Annotated in this window: 16 protein-coding genes and 2 tRNA genes; 16 read left to right on the forward strand and 2 right to left on the reverse strand. The window is 59.2% G+C overall.

The annotated features are described in order from the left end of the window. Window positions 1-3 precede the first annotated feature (3 nt). The 9 genes from mutL to ACX3YD_RS18695 all read left to right on the forward strand — a co-directional run bounded on the left by mutL (window position 4) and on the right by ACX3YD_RS18695 (window position 11,604). Window positions 4-1,902: a DNA mismatch repair endonuclease MutL gene (mutL, locus tag ACX3YD_RS18655; protein ID WP_458962062.1), complete on the forward strand. Its 1,899-nt coding sequence runs from the start codon at window positions 4-6 to the stop codon at window positions 1,900-1,902. Then, window positions 1,902-2,873, forward strand: coding sequence for a tRNA (adenosine(37)-N6)-dimethylallyltransferase MiaA (gene miaA, locus ACX3YD_RS18660; protein ID WP_458960723.1), 972 nt, complete (start codon window positions 1,902-1,904; stop codon window positions 2,871-2,873). Before mutL ends, miaA begins: the two co-directional genes overlap by 1 nt. Before the next feature lie 94 nt (window positions 2,874-2,967). Next, window positions 2,968-3,228, forward strand: a complete 261-nt coding sequence (gene hfq / locus ACX3YD_RS18665) for an RNA chaperone Hfq (protein ID WP_007902656.1) — start codon at window positions 2,968-2,970, stop codon at window positions 3,226-3,228. A 12-nt stretch (window positions 3,229-3,240) separates the two neighbouring features. Continuing rightward, entirely contained in the window at window positions 3,241-4,542 is a 1,302-nt protein-coding gene (gene hflX / locus ACX3YD_RS18670) for a ribosome rescue GTPase HflX (protein WP_046819838.1), read from the forward strand. A 96-nt stretch (window positions 4,543-4,638) separates the two neighbouring features. Next, window positions 4,639-5,811 carry an FtsH protease activity modulator HflK gene (gene hflK / locus ACX3YD_RS18675; RefSeq protein ID WP_103403323.1) on the forward strand — a complete coding sequence of 391 codons (1,173 nt, stop codon included), beginning with the start codon at window positions 4,639-4,641 and terminating at the stop codon, window positions 5,809-5,811. Then, the gene (gene hflC / locus ACX3YD_RS18680; protein ID WP_090465431.1) at window positions 5,811-6,680 is read left to right on the forward strand and encodes a protease modulator HflC; all 870 of its coding nucleotides are present in this window, start codon (window positions 5,811-5,813) and stop codon (window positions 6,678-6,680) included. Before hflK ends, hflC begins: the two co-directional genes overlap by 1 nt. A 304-nt stretch (window positions 6,681-6,984) precedes the next feature. After that, a complete protein-coding gene (locus ACX3YD_RS18685; protein ID WP_103403322.1) occupies window positions 6,985-8,172 on the forward strand; it encodes an ATP phosphoribosyltransferase regulatory subunit in 1,188 nt (395 codons plus the stop codon). Between the two features lie 54 nt (window positions 8,173-8,226). Beyond that, window positions 8,227-9,519, forward strand: a complete 1,293-nt coding sequence (locus ACX3YD_RS18690) for an adenylosuccinate synthase (protein WP_047536735.1) — start codon at window positions 8,227-8,229, stop codon at window positions 9,517-9,519. A 150-nt stretch (window positions 9,520-9,669) separates the two neighbouring features. Next, window positions 9,670-11,604: a methyl-accepting chemotaxis protein gene (locus ACX3YD_RS18695; protein ID WP_103403321.1), complete on the forward strand. Its 1,935-nt coding sequence runs from the start codon at window positions 9,670-9,672 to the stop codon at window positions 11,602-11,604. A 215-nt stretch (window positions 11,605-11,819) separates the two neighbouring features. Here the strand turns inward: ACX3YD_RS18695 and ACX3YD_RS18700 are convergent. Then, a tRNA-Leu gene (locus ACX3YD_RS18700) sits at window positions 11,820-11,906 on the reverse strand. A gap of 166 nt (window positions 11,907-12,072) precedes the next feature. Then, a tRNA-Leu gene (locus ACX3YD_RS18705) sits at window positions 12,073-12,159 on the reverse strand. A 225-nt stretch (window positions 12,160-12,384) separates the two neighbouring features. Between ACX3YD_RS18705 and rnr the strand changes: the two genes are divergently transcribed. The 7 genes from rnr (at window position 12,385) to dnaB (ending at window position 19,709) form a co-directional block, all read left to right on the forward strand. After that, a complete protein-coding gene (gene rnr, locus ACX3YD_RS18710; protein WP_458960724.1) occupies window positions 12,385-15,021 on the forward strand; it encodes a ribonuclease R in 2,637 nt (878 codons plus the stop codon). Then, the gene (gene rlmB / locus ACX3YD_RS18715; protein WP_047536745.1) at window positions 15,018-15,785 is read left to right on the forward strand and encodes a 23S rRNA (guanosine(2251)-2'-O)-methyltransferase RlmB; all 768 of its coding nucleotides are present in this window, start codon (window positions 15,018-15,020) and stop codon (window positions 15,783-15,785) included. Before rnr ends, rlmB begins: the two co-directional genes overlap by 4 nt. A 314-nt stretch (window positions 15,786-16,099) precedes the next feature. Further along, on the forward strand, window positions 16,100-16,522 hold the full coding sequence (rpsF, locus tag ACX3YD_RS18720) for a 30S ribosomal protein S6 (RefSeq protein ID WP_008035342.1): 423 nt from the start codon (window positions 16,100-16,102) through the stop codon (window positions 16,520-16,522). A 28-nt stretch (window positions 16,523-16,550) separates the two neighbouring features. Then, a complete protein-coding gene (gene rpsR / locus ACX3YD_RS18725; protein WP_002551829.1) occupies window positions 16,551-16,781 on the forward strand; it encodes a 30S ribosomal protein S18 in 231 nt (76 codons plus the stop codon). A 36-nt stretch (window positions 16,782-16,817) separates the two neighbouring features. After that, complete coding sequence (locus ACX3YD_RS18730; protein ID WP_458960725.1) at window positions 16,818-17,711, forward strand: YybS family protein; 894 nt, start codon at window positions 16,818-16,820, stop codon at window positions 17,709-17,711. Window positions 17,712-17,730: 19 nt separating this feature from the next. Continuing rightward, window positions 17,731-18,177 (forward strand): 50S ribosomal protein L9, encoded by a 447-nt coding sequence (rplI, locus tag ACX3YD_RS18735; RefSeq protein WP_007939577.1) that lies wholly within the window; start codon window positions 17,731-17,733, stop codon window positions 18,175-18,177. A 134-nt stretch (window positions 18,178-18,311) separates the two neighbouring features. After that, entirely contained in the window at window positions 18,312-19,709 is a 1,398-nt protein-coding gene (gene dnaB, locus ACX3YD_RS18740) for a replicative DNA helicase (RefSeq protein ID WP_047536783.1), read from the forward strand. Window positions 19,710-19,764: the final 55 nt, after the last annotated feature.

Consider the following 19,764-nt stretch of genomic DNA (forward strand, 5'->3'; position numbering starts at 1 on the left):
GTGCTGACCAACGCTGCCCGCATCGAGCTGCTCAGCCCGCGACTGGCGAACCAGATCGCCGCCGGTGAGGTGGTTGAGCGCCCGGCGTCGGTGATCAAGGAGTTGCTGGAAAACAGCCTCGACTCCGGCGCCAAACGCATCGATGTCGATGTGGAGCTGGGCGGCGTCAAACTGCTGCGGGTGCGTGATGATGGCAGCGGCATTTCCGCCGATGACCTGCCGCTGGCGCTGGCCCGTCATGCCACCAGCAAGATCCGTAATCTGGAAGACCTTGAGCAGGTCATGAGCCTGGGCTTCCGTGGTGAAGCCCTGGCGTCGATCAGTTCCGTGGCGCGTCTGACCCTGACGTCGCGCACTCGCGATGCCGATCAGGCCTGGCAGGTGGAAACCGAAGGCCGTGACATGGCGCCCCGCGTGCAGCCAGCCGCCCATCCGGTGGGGACCTCGGTGGAGGTCCGCGACCTGTTTTTCAACACACCGGCGCGGCGCAAGTTCCTCAAGACCGAAAAAACCGAATTCGATCACCTACAGGAAGTGATCAAGCGTCTGGCCCTGGCGCGTTTCGACGTGGCGTTCCATTTGCGCCACAACGGCAAGACCATTCTCAGCCTGCACGAGGCCCATGATGATGCGGCCCGCGCCCGGCGAGTGGCCGCGATCTGCGGTCCGGGCTTCCTGGAACAGGCACTGCCGATTGAAATCGAGCGCAATGGCCTGCATCTGTGGGGCTGGGTCGGGTTGCCGACGTTCAACCGTAGCCAGGCGGACTTGCAGTATTTCTTCGTCAACGGCCGTGCTGTTCGCGACAAGCTGGTGGCCCACGCGGTGCGCCAGGCTTATCGCGACGTGCTGTTCAACGGTCGGCATCCGACCTTTGTGCTGTTCTTCGAAGTCGATCCTGCGGGCGTCGACGTCAACGTGCACCCGACCAAACACGAAGTACGCTTCCGTGACGGGCGCATGGTCCACGATTTCCTCTACGGTACTTTGCACCGCGCCCTGGGCGATGTGCGTCCGGAAGATCAACTGGCTGCGCCGGTAGCGACGGCCCTTGTCCGTCCTACCGGGCTTGAGGCCGGCGAGTTCGGTCCGCAGGGCGAAATGCGCCTGGCCGCCAATGCGCTGCTGGAGCAGCCTCAAGCGCAACCGTCGTTCAATACGCCGGCCGGCTCGGGATCTGGTTCGGGCTATCAGTATCAATACACCCCGCGACCTCAGTCCGCGGTTCCCGCCGCTGAGGCCCAGGCTGCCTATCGTGAATTCTTTGCGCCGTTGCCGGAGGCCAATGCCGTAGCGCTGCCCGCCGGCCAGGACGATATCCCGCCGTTGGGTTACGCACTGGCGCAGCTCAAAGGCATCTACATCCTTTCGGAAAACGCCCAGGGCCTGGTGCTGGTGGACATGCACGCCGCTCACGAGCGGATCATGTACGAGCGCCTGAAAGTCGCCATGGCCAGCGAAGGCTTGAGCGGGCAACCGCTGCTGGTGCCGGAGTCCCTGGCGGTCAGTCAGCGCGAGGCCGATTGCGCCGAAGAACACGTCGCCTGGTTCCAGCGCCTGGGCTTCGAACTGCAGCGGCTTGGCCCGGAAACACTGGCCATCCGGCAGATTCCGGCCTTGCTCAAGCAGGCTGAAGCCAATCGCCTGGTCGGCGACGTGTTGGCCGATCTGATGGAATACGGCACCAGCGACCGGATTCAGGCACACCTGAACGAACTGCTCGGAACCATGGCCTGTCACGGCGCGATCCGGGCGAACCGGCGCCTGGCCTTGGCGGAAATGAACGGTCTGCTGCGCGACATGGAAAATACCGAGCGCAGCGGTCAATGCAACCATGGCCGACCGACCTGGACCCAGTTGGGCCTGGAAGATCTGGACAAACTGTTCTTGCGCGGTCGTTGATGAGCCAGCTCCCACCTGCGATTTTCCTGATGGGCCCGACCGCCGCCGGCAAGACCGACCTGGCCATCGAGCTCACCAAGGTTCTGCCCTGTGAACTGATCAGTGTCGATTCGGCACTGGTTTACCGTGGCATGGACATCGGCACTGCGAAGCCGTCAAAAGAACTGTTGGCGCAGTATCCACACCGGTTGATTGATATTCTCGACCCCGCCGAGAGCTATTCCGCCGCAGATTTTCGTCGGGACGCCCTCGAGGCCATGGCCGACATCACCGCACGCGGAAAAATTCCGCTGTTGGTAGGCGGTACAATGCTCTACTACAAGGCTTTGCTTGAAGGTCTGGCGGATATGCCGGCCGCCGATCCAGATGTTCGCGCGCAGATCGAAGAAGAGGCTGCACGCCTTGGCTGGCAAGCCTTGCACGAACAACTGGCGGTCATTGATCCGGTTTCTGCGGCGCGGATACATCCGAACGATCCACAGCGACTCAGTCGAGCGCTGGAAGTTTATCGCGTCAGTGGTCGAAGCATGACTGAGCTACGCTTGCAACAATCTGCGCAAAGTACTGACGCAGCCGCTTCGGGACGGCAACAATTGCCCTATACTGTCGCGAACTTGGCCATTGCTCCGGCAAATCGTCAGGTATTGCACGAGCGAATTAAACAAAGATTCACTTTAATGTTGGAACAGGGATTCATAGACGAGGTCGTAGCCCTGCGTAAGCGAAGTGACCTGCATGCCGGGTTGCCGTCTATACGTGCGGTAGGTTATCGACAAGTCTGGGACTACCTGGATGGCAAGCTGACGTCAGCCGAGATGCAGGAGCGTGGAGTCATCGCCACGCGCCAATTGGCGAAGCGCCAGTTCACCTGGCTACGCAGTTGGGCTGATTTACATTGGCTGGACAGCCTCGATTGCGACAATCTGCCGCGCGCCTTGAAATACTTGGGGACCATCTCCATATTGAGCTGAGTCCTTGCAATTGCCGTCTATCCTTGGGGGTGTGACGGCCAAAGTCATCTGTTTACCTATTTTTTTATATTGAATCCTTAAAGGAGTGCGGCACATGTCAAAAGGGCATTCGCTACAAGACCCTTACTTGAATACTTTACGTAAAGAAAAAGTTGGGGTCTCCATCTACCTGGTCAACGGTATCAAGCTGCAAGGCACGATCGAGTCTTTTGACCAGTTCGTCATCCTGCTGAAAAACACCGTCAGCCAGATGGTCTACAAACATGCTATCTCTACAGTAGTGCCGGTTCGTCCAATTCGTCTGCCTAGCGCAACCGAATCCGAAGCAGGTGATGCTGAGCCAGGTAACGCCTGATAGGAGTCTCCTTTGTTCTTTGAGCGCCACGGTGGTGGTGAGCGAGTCATCCTCGTTCACTTGGATGGACAGGACCCTGAGGCGCGCGAAGACCCGCAGGAGTTTCAGGAGTTGGCTAATTCGGCCGGCGCCGAGACCGTTGCGTTTTTTAACGTGCCGCGTCATCGGCCAACCGCCAAATTCCTGATTGGCAGCGGCAAGGTCGAGGAACTGCGCGACCTGGTCAAAGCCGAAGAGGCCGATCTGGTGATTTTCAATCACGTCCTCACGCCCAGTCAGGAACGCAACCTCGAACGTGTTTTCGAGTGTCGCGTGATCGACCGTACCGGTCTGATTCTCGATATTTTCGCCCAACGCGCCCGTACCCATGAAGGCAAGCTCCAGGTAGAACTGGCCCAGCTTGACCACATGAGCACCCGGCTGGTTCGTGGCTGGACTCACCTTGAACGCCAGGGTGGCGGTATCGGCATGCGTGGCCCGGGTGAAACCCAACTGGAAACCGACCGCCGTTTGCTGCGGGTTCGGTTGCGACAGATCAAGGGCAGGCTGGAGAAAGTGCGCAGCCAGCGCGAACAGTCGCGGCGTGGTCGTTCGCGTGCGGATATCCCTACCGTGTCGCTGGTGGGGTATACCAACGCCGGTAAGTCCACGCTGTTCAATAACGTGACGAAATCCGACGTCTACGCGGCTGACCAATTGTTTGCCACGCTGGACCCGACCCTGCGTCGTCTGGATCTGGACGATCTTGGGCCGATTGTCCTGGCGGACACTGTGGGTTTCATTCGCCACTTGCCCCACAAGCTGGTCGAGGCATTTCGGTCTACCCTCGAAGAGTCGAGCAACTCCGACCTGTTGTTGCACGTGATCGATGCGGCCGAACCCGATCGCATGTTGCAGATCGAGCAGGTGATGGTGGTGCTGGGCGAGATTGGTGCCCAGGACTTGCCGATCCTCGAGGTCTATAACAAACTCGATTTGCTTGAAGGCGTTGAGCCACAAATCCAGCGCGACGAAAACGGCAAGCCCCAGCGGGTCTGGCTGTCGGCGCGTGATGGCACTGGCCTGGAATTGCTTGAGCAAGCCATTGCCGAATTACTTGGCAGTGATTTGTTTATCGGTACCCTGCGCTTGCCGCAACGATTCGCTCGACTGCGTGCGCAGTTTTTCGAACTCGGCGCTGTGCAAAAAGAAGAACACGACGAAGAAGGCATCAGTTTGCTGGCCGTTCGTTTGCCCCGGGTCGAGTTGAATCGACTGGTAAGCCGCGAAGGATTGCAGCCGATGGAATTCATCGAGCAACACACTTTGCAATAAAAGCCTGAGAAAGCGGTTGTGCCGTGGTGACAGGCATTCTGTAGCATTGGTCGGCGCGCCGTGGGTGCGTCTTTGCTTTATCAGATGGAGAGCGCTATGGCTTGGAATGAGCCGGGTGGCAACTCGAATAATCAGGATCCTTGGGGTGGCAAGCGTCGCAATAATGGCGACCGCAAGGGACCACCGGATCTCGACGAGGCCTTCCGAAAGCTGCAGGAAAGCCTGAACGGGTTGTTCGGTGGTGGTAAGAAACGTGGTGATGACGGCAGTGGTCCGGGCAAGAGTGGCGGCTTTGGCGGCCTGCTCGGTATCGGTCTGGTTGTGCTGGCGGCCATGTGGCTGTACAGCGCGGTCTATGTCGTGGACGAGCAGGAGCAGGCTGTCGTGCTGCGCTTCGGCAAGTACTACGAAACCGTCGGCCCGGGCCTGAATATCTATTTCCCGCCGATCGACAAAAAGTACATGGAAAACGTCACGCGTGAGCGTGCGTACACCAAGCAGGGTCAAATGCTGACCGAAGACGAAAACATCGTCGAAGTGCCGCTGACCGTGCAGTACAAGATCAGCAACCTGCAGGATTTCGTGCTGAGCGTCGATCAGCCGGAAATCAGTCTGCAGCACGCGACCGACAGCGCCTTGCGCCATGTGGTGGGTTCCACCGCCATGGACCAGGTGCTGACTGAAGGTCGTGAATTGATGGCCAGCGAAATCAAGGAACGTCTGCAACGCTTCATGGATACCTATCGCACCGGTATCACCGTCACTCAGGTCAACGTACAGAGCGCAGCGGCACCGCGCGAAGTCCAGGAAGCCTTCGATGACGTGATCCGGGCCCGTGAAGACGAGCAGCGTTCGCGCAACCAGGCTGAAACCTATGCCAACGGCGTCGTGCCGGAAGCTCGTGGTCAGGCCCAGCGCATTCTCGAAGACGCCAATGGCTACCGTGACGAAACCGTCTCGCGCGCCAAGGGTGAGGCTGATCGCTTCACCAAACTCGTTGCCGAGTACCGCAAGGCTCCTGAAGTGACCCGTCAGCGTCTGTACCTGGACACCATGCAGGAAGTCTTCAGCAACACCAGCAAGGTGCTCGTGACCGGCAACAAGAATGGTCAGAGCAATCTGCTGTACTTGCCGCTGGATAAAATGGTCGAAAGTGGTCGCAACACCAGCACTCCGGTGACCGGTGCGGCCGCCGCCAGCAATGAAGCGAATGCGCGTGCGGCAGCTGATCTGCAGCAACAGCAAGCACGTACCAGGGAGAGTCGCTGATGAGCAATAAATCGCTGATCGCCCTTATTGTCGGCGTCGTCGTGGCGATCGCTGCCTGGAACTGCTTCTACATCGTGGCTCAGACCGAGCGTGCGGTGTTGCTGCAGTTCGGTCGCGTGGTTCAGGCCGATGTACAGCCTGGCCTGCATGTAAAAGTGCCCTACGTTAACCAGGTGCGTAAATTTGACGCACGCCTGATGACGCTGGATGCACCGACACAACGCTTCCTGACGCTGGAAAAGAAAGCCGTGATGGTCGATGCCTACGCCAAGTGGCGGGTGAAGGACGCAGAGCGTTTCTACACCGCGACGTCCGGTCTCAAGCAAATTGCCGACGAGCGTCTGTCCCGTCGTCTGGAGTCTGGTCTGCGTGACCAGTTCGGTAAGCGTACCTTGCACGAAGTGGTGTCGGGTGAGCGTGATGCGCTGATGGCGGATATCACGGCTTCGCTGAACAAGATGGCTGAAAAAGAGCTGGGCATTGAAGTTGTCGATGTTCGGGTCAAGACCATCGATCTGCCGAAGGAAGTGAACCGCAGCGTGTTCGAGCGTATGAGCACCGAGCGTGAGCGTGAAGCTCGCGAGCACCGCGCCAAGGGTAACGAGCTGGCTGAAGGCATCCGTGCCGACGCCGATCGTCAACGCCGCGTGTTGCTGGCTGAAGCCTATCGTGAATCTGAAGAGATTCGCGGTGACGGTGATGCCCAGGCCGCTTCGATCTATTCCAAGGCCTATGGTCAGGATCAGGAGTTCTACGCGTTCTACCGTAGCCTGCGCGCCTACCGTGAAAGCTTTGCGAATAAATCCGACGTCATGGTCCTCGACCCAAGCAGTGACTTCTTCCACTACCTGGAAAAAGCCAAGCCTTGATACGGCGTTGACCCGAATCATTCCGCCGGGCGGCTAACGCCTCTGGCGGGGTGATCCTTTGGCAAAACGTGTGTATGATGCGGCAGCCGGGAAATTCCCGGCTTTTTTGCGTCTGCACGTTTGATTGCTGTTTTTGGTGCACGCGTACGAGTCGAAAGGCTCGACAGGTTTTTCGAGGAAAGTGGTTGGCGAAGCCGGTTGAAGGCTTTTCGCTCCGTTGTTCATGCGCGGAACAATCATTTTCTGCTTCACTCAAGGCTCGGCCGAGGGCTGGCTGGCCGCCCGGATATAGGGGAATGGCGTAATGGCAACGGTAGACCGCTGGCTGCTGCCAGATGGCATCGAAGAAGTACTGCCACCGGAAGCGGCGCGCATTGAAGTTGCGCGTCGCCAGGTGTTGGATCTGTTCCAGAGCTGGGGTTACGAGTTTGTCGTGACTCCCCATATCGAGTACCTGGAATCCCTGCTGACCGGCGCGGGCCAGGACCTGGATTTGCGTACCTTCAAGGTCATCGACCCGCAGTCGGGCCGGCAGATGGGTTTCCGCGCGGACATCACGCCGCAGGTGGCGCGTATCGATGCGCACACCCTGCGTCGCGAAGGCCCGAGTCGTCTGTGCTATGCCGGCAGCGTGCTGCATGCTCAGCCACGCGCCTTGTCGTCCTCGCGCAGCCCGATCCAGCTGGGCGCCGAGTTGTACGGCGATGGCAGCCCCGGCAGCGATGTCGAAGTCATCAGCCTGATGCTGGCGATGCTGCAACTGGCCGATGTGCCGGACGTGCACATGGACCTCGGTCATGTCGGCATCTATCGCGGCCTGGCTCGCGCTGCCGGTTTGTCCGGTGAAGTCGAACAGCAGTTGTTCGATGCATTGCAACGCAAGGCCATCGACGAGGTCATTACCTTGACCGAAGGTTTGCCTGCCGATTTGTCGGGCATGCTGCGGGCGTTGGTCGACCTGTGCGGCGGTCGCGAAGTACTGGCCGCTGCGCGTGAGCGTCTGGCGGGGGCTCCGGCCCCGGTTCTGGCGGCGCTGAATGATTTGCTGGCGATTGCCGAGCGTTTGTCCTCGCGTTTCCCGGATTTGCCGCTGTACTTCGACCTGGGCGAATTGCGTGGCTATCACTACCACACGGGTGTGGTGTTCGCCGTTTTCGTGCCGGGTGTTGGCCAGTCCATTGCCCAGGGCGGTCGTTACGACGACATCGGCGCCGATTTCGGTCGCGCCCGTCCGGCAACCGGCTTCTCCACCGATTTGAAAACCCTGGTGACCCTGGGGCGTGCTGAAATCGAGCTACCGTCTGGCGGTATCTGGATGCCTGACAGTACGGATGCGGCACTCTGGCAGCAGGTTTGCCAGTTGCGCAGTGAGGGTCAGCGTGTCGTTCAGGCCTTGCCTGGACAACCTTTGGCCGCCGCCCGTGAAGCGGACTGCGACCGGCAATTGATTCAGCAGAACGGGCTTTGGCAAGTATCGCCACTGGCTTCTTGAGTTTTCCTGCCGGCCACCGCCGGCACCAAGTTTGCGCGAATGAGGACAAGTGTTATGGGTAAGAATGTCGTAGTCCTGGGCACCCAATGGGGTGATGAGGGCAAAGGCAAGATCGTTGATCTGCTGACCGAACATGCTGCCGCCGTAGTGCGCTACCAGGGTGGCCACAACGCTGGCCACACCCTGGTGATCGACGGCGAAAAAACTGTCTTGCACCTGATCCCGTCGGGCGTGCTGCGCGAAGGCGTGCAGTGCCTGATCGGCAACGGCGTGGTGGTTGCACCTGACGCTCTGATGCGGGAAATCAACAAGCTGGAAGAGAAAGGTGTGCCGGTGCGTGAGCGCCTGCGCATCAGCCCGTCCTGCCCGCTGATCCTGTCCTATCACGTCGCACTGGACCAGGCCCGTGAAAAAGCGCGTGGCGAGCTGAAGATCGGCACCACCGGTCGCGGCATCGGCCCGGCTTACGAAGACAAGGTTGCTCGTCGTGGCCTGCGCATCGGTGACCTGTTCCACCGCGAGCGTTTCGCCGCCAAGCTGGGCGAGTTGCTGGACTACCACAACTTCGTATTGGTCAATTACTACAAAGAGCCTGCAATCGACTTCCAGAAGACACTGGACGAGTGCATGGAATACGCCGAGCTGCTCAAGCCGATGATGCTGGACGTCACCGCCGAGCTGCACCAGCTGCGTCGCGCTGGCAAGGACATCATGTTCGAAGGCGCCCAGGGTTCGTTGCTGGACATCGACCACGGTACCTACCCGTACGTCACCAGTTCCAACACCACTGCTGGCGGTATCGCGACCGGTTCGGGTGTTGGTCCGATGTTCCTGGACTACATCCTCGGCATCACCAAGGCCTACACCACGCGTGTCGGTTCGGGTCCGTTCCCGACTGAGCTGTTCGACGACGTTGGTGCGTTCCTGGCCAAGCGTGGCCACGAATTCGGTGCAACCACCGGCCGTGCCCGTCGTTGCGGCTGGTTCGACGCCGTTATCCTGCGTCGCGCCATCGATGTGAACAGCATCTCGGGCCTGTGCCTGACCAAGCTGGACGTTCTGGACGGCCTGGAAACCATCAACATCTGTGTTGGCTACAAGAATCAGGACGGCGCAGTGATCGACGCACCGACCGACGCCGACAGCTACATCGGTCTGGAGCCGGTGTACGAGGAAATGCCGGGCTGGAGCGAATCGACCCTGGGTGCCAAGACCCTGGAAGAGCTGCCTCAGGCTGCACGCAACTACATCAAACGTGTCGAAGAGTTGGTCGGTGCGCCGATTGACATTATTTCGACGGGCCCGGACCGCAACGAAACCATCGTTCTGCGCCATCCGTTTGCTTGATAACACATTGATGTGAAACACAAAGGGCCCATCATCGGGCCCTTTGTCGTTTTTGCCTGCTGAACGGCATGACCTTTGCTGTGAACATTGAAAAGAGCCTCCTTTCAGGTGTGCTATCAATTTAATGGCGCCAAAGCAGAGGGATTTCTAGTGTCGGCCGTTCTCTCATTGTTACAAAGCCGTTTGTTGAGGCCTGTGTTCGTTACGCTTGGTATCGCTCTATTGGTGCAAGTGGTGGTGGCGGTCGCTCTGACACGGAGCACGGTGACTGCTTTGGAAGCCGATCTGGGCATGCGCCTGGGCGCGGACAGTCAGAAGCTCTCTGGCGAACTCGAGCAGGCGGGACGTGAAGTCACGTCGAGCCTCGATAGTCTCTCCACCAGCACGCGTCAGCGCCTCACGGCCGGGTTGTCCTCGCGTTTGGAGGAGGAGCAGGCACAACTGCGCGAGACGTTGGAAAAGGACCTGAAGGATTCCGCCGGCGACATGGCGCAACTCCTGGCATCGGTTGCGCCGCGCGCCATGTGGGACAACGACATTCCAACCTTGTCCGAGTTCGCGCGCAGGGCCCAGCGCAATCCCAATGTACTGTTCGTGGTGTATGACGACGCCACGGGTCAGCACCTGACGCGCTACCTCAACCGGGAAAACCCGATCAACAAGGCGCTTCTGGAGAAGGGTCAGGGTGAGCGGGCGCTGGACAAAGTACTGGATGCGGCGAAGAACGATCCTTCGGTCTTCTACATCGAAGCCTCGATCAACCCCAATGGCGTGGAAATCGGCAAGGTCTTGATGGGTGTCTCGACCGCGTCGGTTGAGACCGATCTGGCGGCGTTGGACAAACGCTTCTCCGCCTTGATCGCCAGCAGCGATCAATTGGTGGGTGACAGTCTGAAGGGGGCGGCGGCCGATAGTGCGACCGCCATGCGTTCGCGACTGCAATCGGCCCAGTCCACGGCGGCTGAAATGAAAGCCAATACCACCAGTACCGTGCAAGAAGCCGCGGCCACCCTGCGCTGGCGTATCGGTATCTGTCTGGCGGTCGTGGGCTTTGGTGTCCTGTTGTTGCTGGCGGTGGTGCTTGGGCGTCGAGTGGTCAATCGCTTGAAAATGCTGATTATCGCTATGGATGACCTGGCGGCGGGCGAGGGTGATCTGACCAAGCGCGTGCAAATCAACAGCAAGGACGAGATCGGCGACATGGCGTCGGCGGTCAATCGGTTTGTGGATAAGTTGCAGCCGATCGTGCGCGAAGCAGGCGACGTAGCCCAGCGGACCGGCGTGGAAATCGGCGCCATGACCCTGCGCAATGCCGGAGCCGATGCGGCAGCGGGTATGCAGCGCGATGAAGTGGCCGAGAGTCTGCGTGCTTTGTCGCAAATGGCAGACGAAGCCCAATCTGAAAGCCAGGCCATGCAGGCGGCTTTGAAACAGGTCGTGGATATCCGTCAGGCCACTGACGAAAACACCCGGACTTCGGCGAAAGTCGGCAGCCTGATCGAGGCGCTGGCGGGTCAAGTCGAAACCGGAGCGCAGGTGATCGAGCGACTTGCGCAACAAAGCGAGCAGATTGAGGTGGTGCTGACGGTCATTCACGGGATTGCCGAGCAGACCAACCTGCTGGCACTGAACGCGGCCATTGAGGCGGCGCGTGCGGGTGAGACCGGGCGCGGATTCGCGGTGGTGGCGGACGAAGTGCGGGCACTGGCGAGCAAGACCCAGAGTTCCACCGGCGATATTCAGGCGCACATTGTGGCGTTGCAGCAGGGTGCGCGTGAGGCGGTGGCGGCGATTGGCCAGGCTGGGCGCCAGGCCGACGAAGGATTGTTGGTGCTCAGGGACAGTGCGCGTCTTCAGCAATCTGTGCAGGCCTCGGTGGAGCAAGTGCATGCGGCGATCGGTCTGGCGACCCAGGCCGCCGCGCAACAGGCTCAGGGTGCGCAAGCGGTGCGTGGTCGGGTCGAGACCATTCATGCGCAGGCCGAGAAAGCGGCTCAGGCAGTGGTGGAAACCACGGCCAGTGGCAAGGTGCTGGACGGCTTGGCAGCGCAGTTGAAGGCGAGTCTGGGGCAGTTCAGGGCTTGATGCGTTGTCAGGGGTGATATCGTCGCGGGCAAGTTTGCTCGCGATCGGCAAGAGCGATAACGCGTTCTGTCTGCGAGAGAGCGCCGCCTTTTAAATGCATCGCGAACAAGCTCGCTCCTGCAGGGGGAGGGCGTGTTGATTTTCAAAGCCAGAAACGCAAAAACCCGCTTTCGCGGGTTTCTGTGAAATTCAAGGCCGTAACCTTGAATTTGAATTGGTGCCCAGAAGAAGACTCGAACTTCCACGGCCGTAAGGCCACCAGCACCTGAAGCTGGCGTGTCTACCAATTTCACCATCTGGGCATTTATCTTCAGCGTTGCCGCTGTTGATGTGGCGCACTATACGGAGCGCAATTTGATCTGTAAACCCCTGATTTAAAATAAATAAATCAACGGCCTGAAATGCAAAAACCCGCTTTCGCGGGTTTTTGTGTGAGTCTTGAAATTGAACTAATCTCAAGCTCGAAATTGGTGCCCAGAAGAAGACTCGAACTTCCACGGCCGTAAGGCCACCAGCACCTGAAGCTGGCGTGTCTACCAATTTCACCATCTGGGCAGTATCGGCAACGTTGTCTGTCGTCGATGGCGCGCACTATACGGAGCGTCTTTTTAACTGTAAACCCCTGACATCAAAAAAACCTGAAAAATTTCACCAGCGGTCTTCAAATCAGCTTTGTGACGTCGATAAAAGGCTTTAGAAGGGCCGTCATAGCTTGAAATTTCCCGTTTCATTACGCCTATGCCAAACTAACCCGTATATAGACAAGGTGAAAACTCTCTAATGGCCGATTGGCAGTCCCTCGATCCCGAGGCCGCTCGTGAAGCGGAAAAATATGAAAACCCTATTCCTAGCCGCGAACTGATCCTTCAGCACCTTGCTGATCGAGGTTCGCCTGCTAACCGCGAGCAGTTGGTCGAAGAGTTTGGTCTGACCACAGAGGACCAGATCGAAGCCCTGCGCCGCCGCCTGCGCGCCATGGAGCGCGATGCTCAACTCATCTATACCCGTCGTGGCACTTATGCACCGGTAGACAAGCTCGACCTGATCCTGGGCCGCATCAGCGGTCACCGTGACGGCTTCGGTTTCCTGGTTCCGGACGATGGCAGTGACGACCTGTTCATGAGCCCGGCGCAAATGCGTCTGGTGTTCGATGGCGACCGCGCCCTGGCGCGGGTTTCCGGCCTCGACCGTCGCGGTCGCCGCGAAGGCATGATCGTCGAAGTGGTCTCGCGTGCTCACGAGAGCATCGTCGGTCGCTATTTCGAAGAGGGCGGTATCGGTTTCGTGGTTGCCGACAATCCGAAGATCCAGCAAGAAGTGCTGGTGACGCCGGGTCGCAATGCCAACGCCCAGATCGGTCAGTTCGTCGAAGTGAAGATCACTCACTGGCCGACGCCACGCTTCCAGCCTCAGGGCGATGTGGTTGAAGTCGTGGGTAACTACATGGCGCCGGGCATGGAAATCGACGTCGCCCTGCGCACTTACGACATTCCTCACGTCTGGCCTGAGGCGGTGCTCAAGGAAGCGGCCAAGCTCAAGCCCGAAGTCGAAGAGAAAGACAAAGAGAAGCGCATCGATCTGCGTCATCTGCCGTTCGTCACCATCGACGGCGAAGATGCCCGTGACTTCGATGACGCGGTCTATTGCGAAGCCCGTAAGGGCAAGTTGCGTCTGTTCTCGGGTGGCTGGAAGTTGTACGTGGCGATTGCCGACGTCTCCAGCTACGTGAAGCTCGGTTCGGCGCTGGACGCTGAAGCCCAGGTGCGCGGCAACTCGGTGTACTTCCCCGAGCGCGTGATTCCGATGCTGCCTGAGCAGCTGTCCAACGGTCTGTGCTCGCTGAACCCGCAGGTCGATCGTCTGGCCATGGTTTGCGAGATGACCATCTCCAAAACCGGCGAAATGACCGATTACTGCTTCTACGAAGCGGTGATCCACTCCCATGCACGCCTGACTTACAACAAAGTCAGCGCCATGCTCGAAACGCCGAAAGCCACCGAAGCGCGCAAGCTGCGTGGCGAGTACACCGATGTCGTGCCGCACCTCAAGCAACTGTACTCGCTGTACAAGGTGTTGCTGGCGGCGCGTCATGTGCGTGGCGCGATCGATTTTGAAACCCAGGAAACCCGGATCATCTTCGGCTCCGAGCGCAAGATCGCGGAAATTCGTCCGACCGTGCGCAACGATGCCCACAAGCTGATCGAGGAATGCATGCTGGCGGCCAACGTGGCCACTGCCGAATTCCTGAAAAAACACGAAATCCCGGCGCTGTATCGCGTCCACGATGGTCCGCCACCGGAGCGCCTGGAAAAACTGCGCGCCTTCCTGGGTGAGCTCGGCCTGTCCCTGCACAAAGGCAAGGACGGCCCGTCGCCGAAGGATTACCAGGCACTGCTGGCCGGTATCAAGGATCGTCCGGATTTCCACCTGATCCAGACCGTCATGCTGCGTTCGTTGAGCCAGGCGGTGTATAGCGCTGATAACCAGGGCCACTTCGGTCTGAATTACGAGGCTTACACCCACTTCACCTCGCCGATCCGCCGCTACCCGGACTTGCTGACTCACCGGGCAATCCGCAGCGTCATCCATTCGAAGCAGGACACCCCGCACGTTCGCCGTGCTGGTGCGATGACCATTCCGAAGGCGCGTATCTATCCGTACGACGAAGCGGCCCTGGAGCAACTCGGCGAGCAGTGCTCGATGAGCGAGCGCCGTGCCGACGAAGCGACCCGCGACGTGGTGAACTGGCTCAAGTGCGAGTTCATGAAAGACCGCGTGGGCGAATCGTTCCCGGGTGTGATCACCGCCGTAACCGGCTTTGGTCTGTTCGTCGAACTGACCGATATCTACGTCGAAGGCCTGGTGCACGTCACCGCGTTGCCGGGCGATTACTACCACTTCGACCCTGTGCATCACCGCCTGGCCGGTGAGCGTACCGGTCGCAGCTTCCGTTTGGGCGACACTGTTGAAGTGCGGGTCATGCGCGTCGATCTCGACGAACGCAAGATCGACTTCGAAATGGCCGAAAAAACCCTCAGCGCGCCAATCGGTCGTAAAAAACGCGGTACTGAAACTGCGGCGCCAGCGGCATCTGCTGCAAAAACAGCCGCAGAGCCGGTGCCGGAGAAAACCGGTCGTCGTCCTGCCAGAGAAAAGGTTGTAGAAGCCTATCGCCCAAGCGATGCGGCGGCGAAAAACGCCGAAGTACGCAAAAGCCGTGAAATGAAGCAGGCCTTGCTGGCCGATGCGAAAAGCGGCGGTAAAGCGGCGTCTGCGGGAAAGACCGGAAGGTCGACGCCTGAAAAGGCCGTCGGCGGCAAGCCTGCCAAACCGAGCAAACATCGTAAAGGCCCGCCAAAAGCGGGCTCGGCCCCAGCCAAAAGTGGCGGGGCGCGTAAACCTAAGGCCAAGCCATGAGTCAGTTGGAAAAAATCTACGGCGTGCATGCTGTAGAAGCATTGCTGCGTCATCACCCGAAACGCGTCAAGCAGATCTGGCTGGCCGAAGGTCGCAGTGATCCGCGCGTACAGACGTTGATCGAACTGGCCAACGAGAATCGTGTCCAGGTCGGCCAGGCTGAGCGCCGTGAAATGGACGCCTGGGTCGAAGGTGTGCATCAGGGTGTAGTCGCGGACGTGAGCCCGAGCCAGGTCTGGGGCGAAGCGATGCTCGACGAACTGCTCGACCGTACCGAAGGTGCGCCGTTGCTGTTGGTGCTCGACGGTGTAACCGATCCGCACAACCTGGGTGCCTGCCTGCGTTCCGCGGATGCGGCGGGCGCGCTGGCGGTGATTGTTCCGAAGGACAAGTCGGCGACCCTGACGCCGGTAGTGCGAAAAATCGCCTGCGGTGCTGCGGAAGTGATTCCGCTGGTCGCCGTGACTAACCTGGCGCGCACCCTGGAGAAACTCCAGCAGCGTGGCTTGTGGGTTGTCGGTACGGCGGGGGAGGCCGAAGTCAGTCTGTATGACCAGGACCTGACCGGCCCCACCATCCTGATCATGGGTGCCGAAGGCAAAGGCATGCGCCGCCTGACCCGCGAGCATTGTGACTACCTGGTCAATTTGCCGATGGCCGGTAGCGTCAGCAGCCTCAACGTTTCCGTGGCGACGGGCGTATGTCTGTTCGAGGCGCAGCGTCAGCGCCGCGTCAAGGCTGCGGCTGCCGCCAAGAAGGCCTGATCCGGCTGCAATCCCTGTGGGAGCGAGCGTGCTCGCGATAGCGGTGTAACATTCGGCATCAATGTTGAATGTTGCGTCCTCATCGCGAGCACGCTCGCTCCCACAATGGTTTCTGGCCAGCCAAAAAATGGCGGGCAAACGAACTGTTCAAATAATCACCAATTACCTTGCGCCTCTCTCGCCCCTTCTCTACAATTGCGCCCCTTGCTGCGATGGCAGGCACGCATGTGTCTAGCGTCCACAAGTCCATAAGTGTCATTCACTCCTTGTCTGACCGCTTTTGAGCGGCAGGCTACAACCCGTAAGGAGCATTCATGCGTCATTACGAAATCATCTTTTTGGTCCACCCGGATCAAAGCGAGCAAGTCGGCGGCATGGTTGAGCGTTACACCAAGCTGATCGAAGAAGACGGCGGCAAAATCCACCGTCTGGAAGATTGGGGCCGTCGTCAACTGGCCTACGCAATCAACAATGTTCACAAGGCTCACTACGTGATGCTGAACGTTGAGTGCACTGGCAAGGCCCTGGCCGAGCTGGAAGACAACTTCCGCTACAACGATGCAGTGATCCGTAACCTGGTCATCCGTCGCGAAGAAGCCGTTACCGGCCAATCCGAGATGCTCAAGGCTGAAGAAAACCGCAGTGAGCGCCGTGAGCGTCGCGACCGTCCTGAGCACTCCGACGCTGAAGGCGTTGATGGTGATGACAGCGACAACAGCGATAACGCTGACGAGTAATCCACGGACCTTTTGAGGAGCCAATTACATGGCACGTTTCTTCCGTCGTCGTAAATTCTGCCGCTTCACCGCTGAAGACGTGAAAGAGATCGATTACAAAGATCTCAACACTCTGAAAGCTTATGTATCCGAGACCGGCAAAATCGTTCCAAGCCGCATCACCGGTACCAAAGCTCGTTATCAGCGTCAGCTGGCCACCGCTATCAAGCGCGCCCGCTTCCTGGCCCTGCTGGCCTACACCGACAGCCACGGCCGCTGAGACCGGGCAGTCGACACGTAGCAAAGGATTGAATGTATGCGTGCCTTAGCTGAGTTCATCATGCGGGGCCGTATGCAGGCCACTCTGGTAGTGGCCGGATGCGCGGCATTGCCGTTGTTGTATTGGTTGGGTGCTGCCGCCGGATGCCTTGTGCTCCTGCGGCGCGGATTGAGGGACGCCTTGGGCGTTCTTGCTCTGGGGCTGCTGCCGGCGTTGATCTGGTGGCTGAAATTCGACGATCCACGGGCACTTCTGGTGCTGCTGGGGTCTGCGAGCCTTGCGTTGGTTTTGCGCGCAAGCGAGTCCTGGAACCGCGTGCTGCTGGTCAGCATAGCGATGGGAGTGGTGTTTTCAGTGGTGCTGGGGGCGGCTTTTGGTCCTCAGATCGAGATGCTGGCGCAGGCTTTGATAAAAGTCATGCCGTCGCTACTCGGTGAGGTCTACCAGAAGATGTCGGTAGACGAGCAAGCGCGTTTCGCGTCCCTGATTGCACCAATCCTGACCGGCCTGATTGCGGCTTTGTTGCAAATCGTCAGTGTGCTGAGCCTGATTGTCGGGCGCTACTGGCAGGCGTTGTTGTACAACCCGGGTGGTTTCGGTCGCGAGTTTCGCGCCATTCGAATCCCGCTGGGTCCCGCGATGTTGCTGCTGGCCGGCATGGTTGTGACACCGAACTTCGGTGTCCAGATGTCCATGCTCGTGCCGTTGTGCAGCGTACCGCTGGTTTTCGCCGGGCTGGCCCTGATTCACGGGCTGGTGGCGCAAAAGCGACTGGCCAGATTCTGGCTGGTGGGGTTGTACGTCACGCTGTTGCTGTTCATGCAGCTGATCTATCCGTTGCTGGTGGTCCTGGCCATCGTCGACAGCCTGATTGATTTTCGCGGTCGTCTGGCGCCGAAAGACGCCGATAACGCGAACGGTGAAGGTTAAAAGTTAAGAGGATTTTCACATGCAACTGATCCTTCTGGAAAAAGTCACCAACCTGGGCAACCTGGGTGACAAAGTGAACGTTAAGGCTGGTTACGGTCGTAACTACCTGCTGCCTTACGGCAAAGCTACCGCTGCGACCCCAGCCAACCTGGCTGCGTTCGAAGAGCGTCGCGCTGAGCTGGAAAAAGCTGCAGCAGACCGTAAAGCATCGGCTGAAAGCCGCGCTGCCCAACTGGCTGAGCTGGAAGTGACTATCACTGCCACCGCTGGTGACGAAGGCAAGCTGTTCGGTTCGATCGGTACTCACGACATCGCTGATGCACTGACCGCCTCTGGCGTTGAAGTGGCAAAAAGCGAAGTTCGTCTGCCGAACGGCACCATCCGCAACGTAGGTGAATTCGACGTAGCCGTGCACCTGCACGCCGAAGTTGAAGCCACCGTACGCGTTGTCGTGGTAGCAGCTTAAGCAGCACTTGTCGGCTGGCACCCTCGGGTGCTTGCCGGTAACATCGGGCACGATCCTGTTTACAGGTCGTGCCCTTTGTCTTTCTGGCAGTTCCGTTTTTTAACCCCTGCTTCTCCAAAAAATACCAAGTGGCCATGAACGAAATTTCCGCTCCCGAGCAATACGATCTGCAAACCGCCGCGCTGAAAGTGCCGCCGCATTCCATCGAAGCCGAACAGGCTGTACTCGGTGGTCTGATGCTGGACAACAACGCCTGGGAACGCGTCCTCGATCAAGTCTCCGACGGTGATTTCTATCGACATGACCACCGCCTGATCTTCCGTGCGATCGCCAAACTGGCCGATCAGAACTCGCCGATCGACGTCGTGACCCTGGCCGAGCAATTGGACAAGGAAGGTCAGACTTCGCAAGTCGGCGGCCTTGGGTATCTTGGCGAACTGGCGAAAAACACGCCGTCCGTCGCCAACATCAAGGCCTATGCGCAGATCGTTCGTGAGCGGGCCACCTTGCGCCAGTTGATCGGCATCAGCACCGAAATCGCCGACAGCGCGTTCAACCCGGAAGGCCGTACCGCCGCCGAGATTCTCGACGAAGCCGAGCGGCAGATCTTCCAGATTGCCGAGGCCCGGCCGAAAACCGGTGGCCCGGTGGGCGTGAATGACCTGCTGACCAAGGCCATCGACCGCATCGACACCCTGTTCAACACTGACAACGCCATCACCGGCCTGTCCACCGGCTACACCGACCTCGACGAGAAAACCAGCGGTCTGCAACCGGCCGACCTGATCATCGTTGCCGGCCGTCCATCCATGGGTAAAACCACCTTTGCGATGAACCTGGTGGAAAACGCCGTGCTGCGCAGCGAGAAAGCGGTTCTGGTTTACTCGCTGGAGATGCCAGGTGAATCGCTGATCATGCGTATGTTGTCGTCCCTGGGACGCATCGACCAGACCAAGGTCCGTTCCGGCCAGCTGGAAGACGACGATTGGCCGCGCCTGACCTCGGCGGTCAACCTGCTCAACGACCGCAAGCTGTTCATCGACGATACCGCCGGCATCAGCCCGTCGGAAATGCGCGCCCGGACCCGGCGTCTGGTGCGTGAGCACGGTGATGTCGGCCTGATCATGATCGACTACCTGCAACTGATGCAGATCCCCGGTTCCAGCGGCGACAACCGGACCAACGAGATTTCCGAGATCTCCCGGTCCCTGAAGGCGCTGGCCAAGGAGTTCAACTGCCCGGTGGTGGCGTTGTCCCAGCTCAACCGTTCCCTGGAACAGCGGCCGAACAAGCGCCCGGTGAACTCCGACTTGCGGGAATCCGGAGCGATCGAGCAGGACGCCGACGTCATCATGTTCGTGTATCGCGACGAGGTGTACCACCCGGAAACCGAGCACAAAGGCATCGCCGAAATCATCATCGGCAAGCAGCGGAACGGGCCGATCGGCTTTATCCGTCTGGCATTCATCGGCAAGTACACCCGGTTCGAGAACCTGGCACCGGGTAGCTATAACTTCGATGACGACGAGTAATTCAGCGTCTTGAAGGGCCCCATCGCTGGCAAGCCAGCTCCCACAGGGCTGATGC

Source organism: Pseudomonas fluorescens group sp. PF-1, assembly GCF_054481335.1.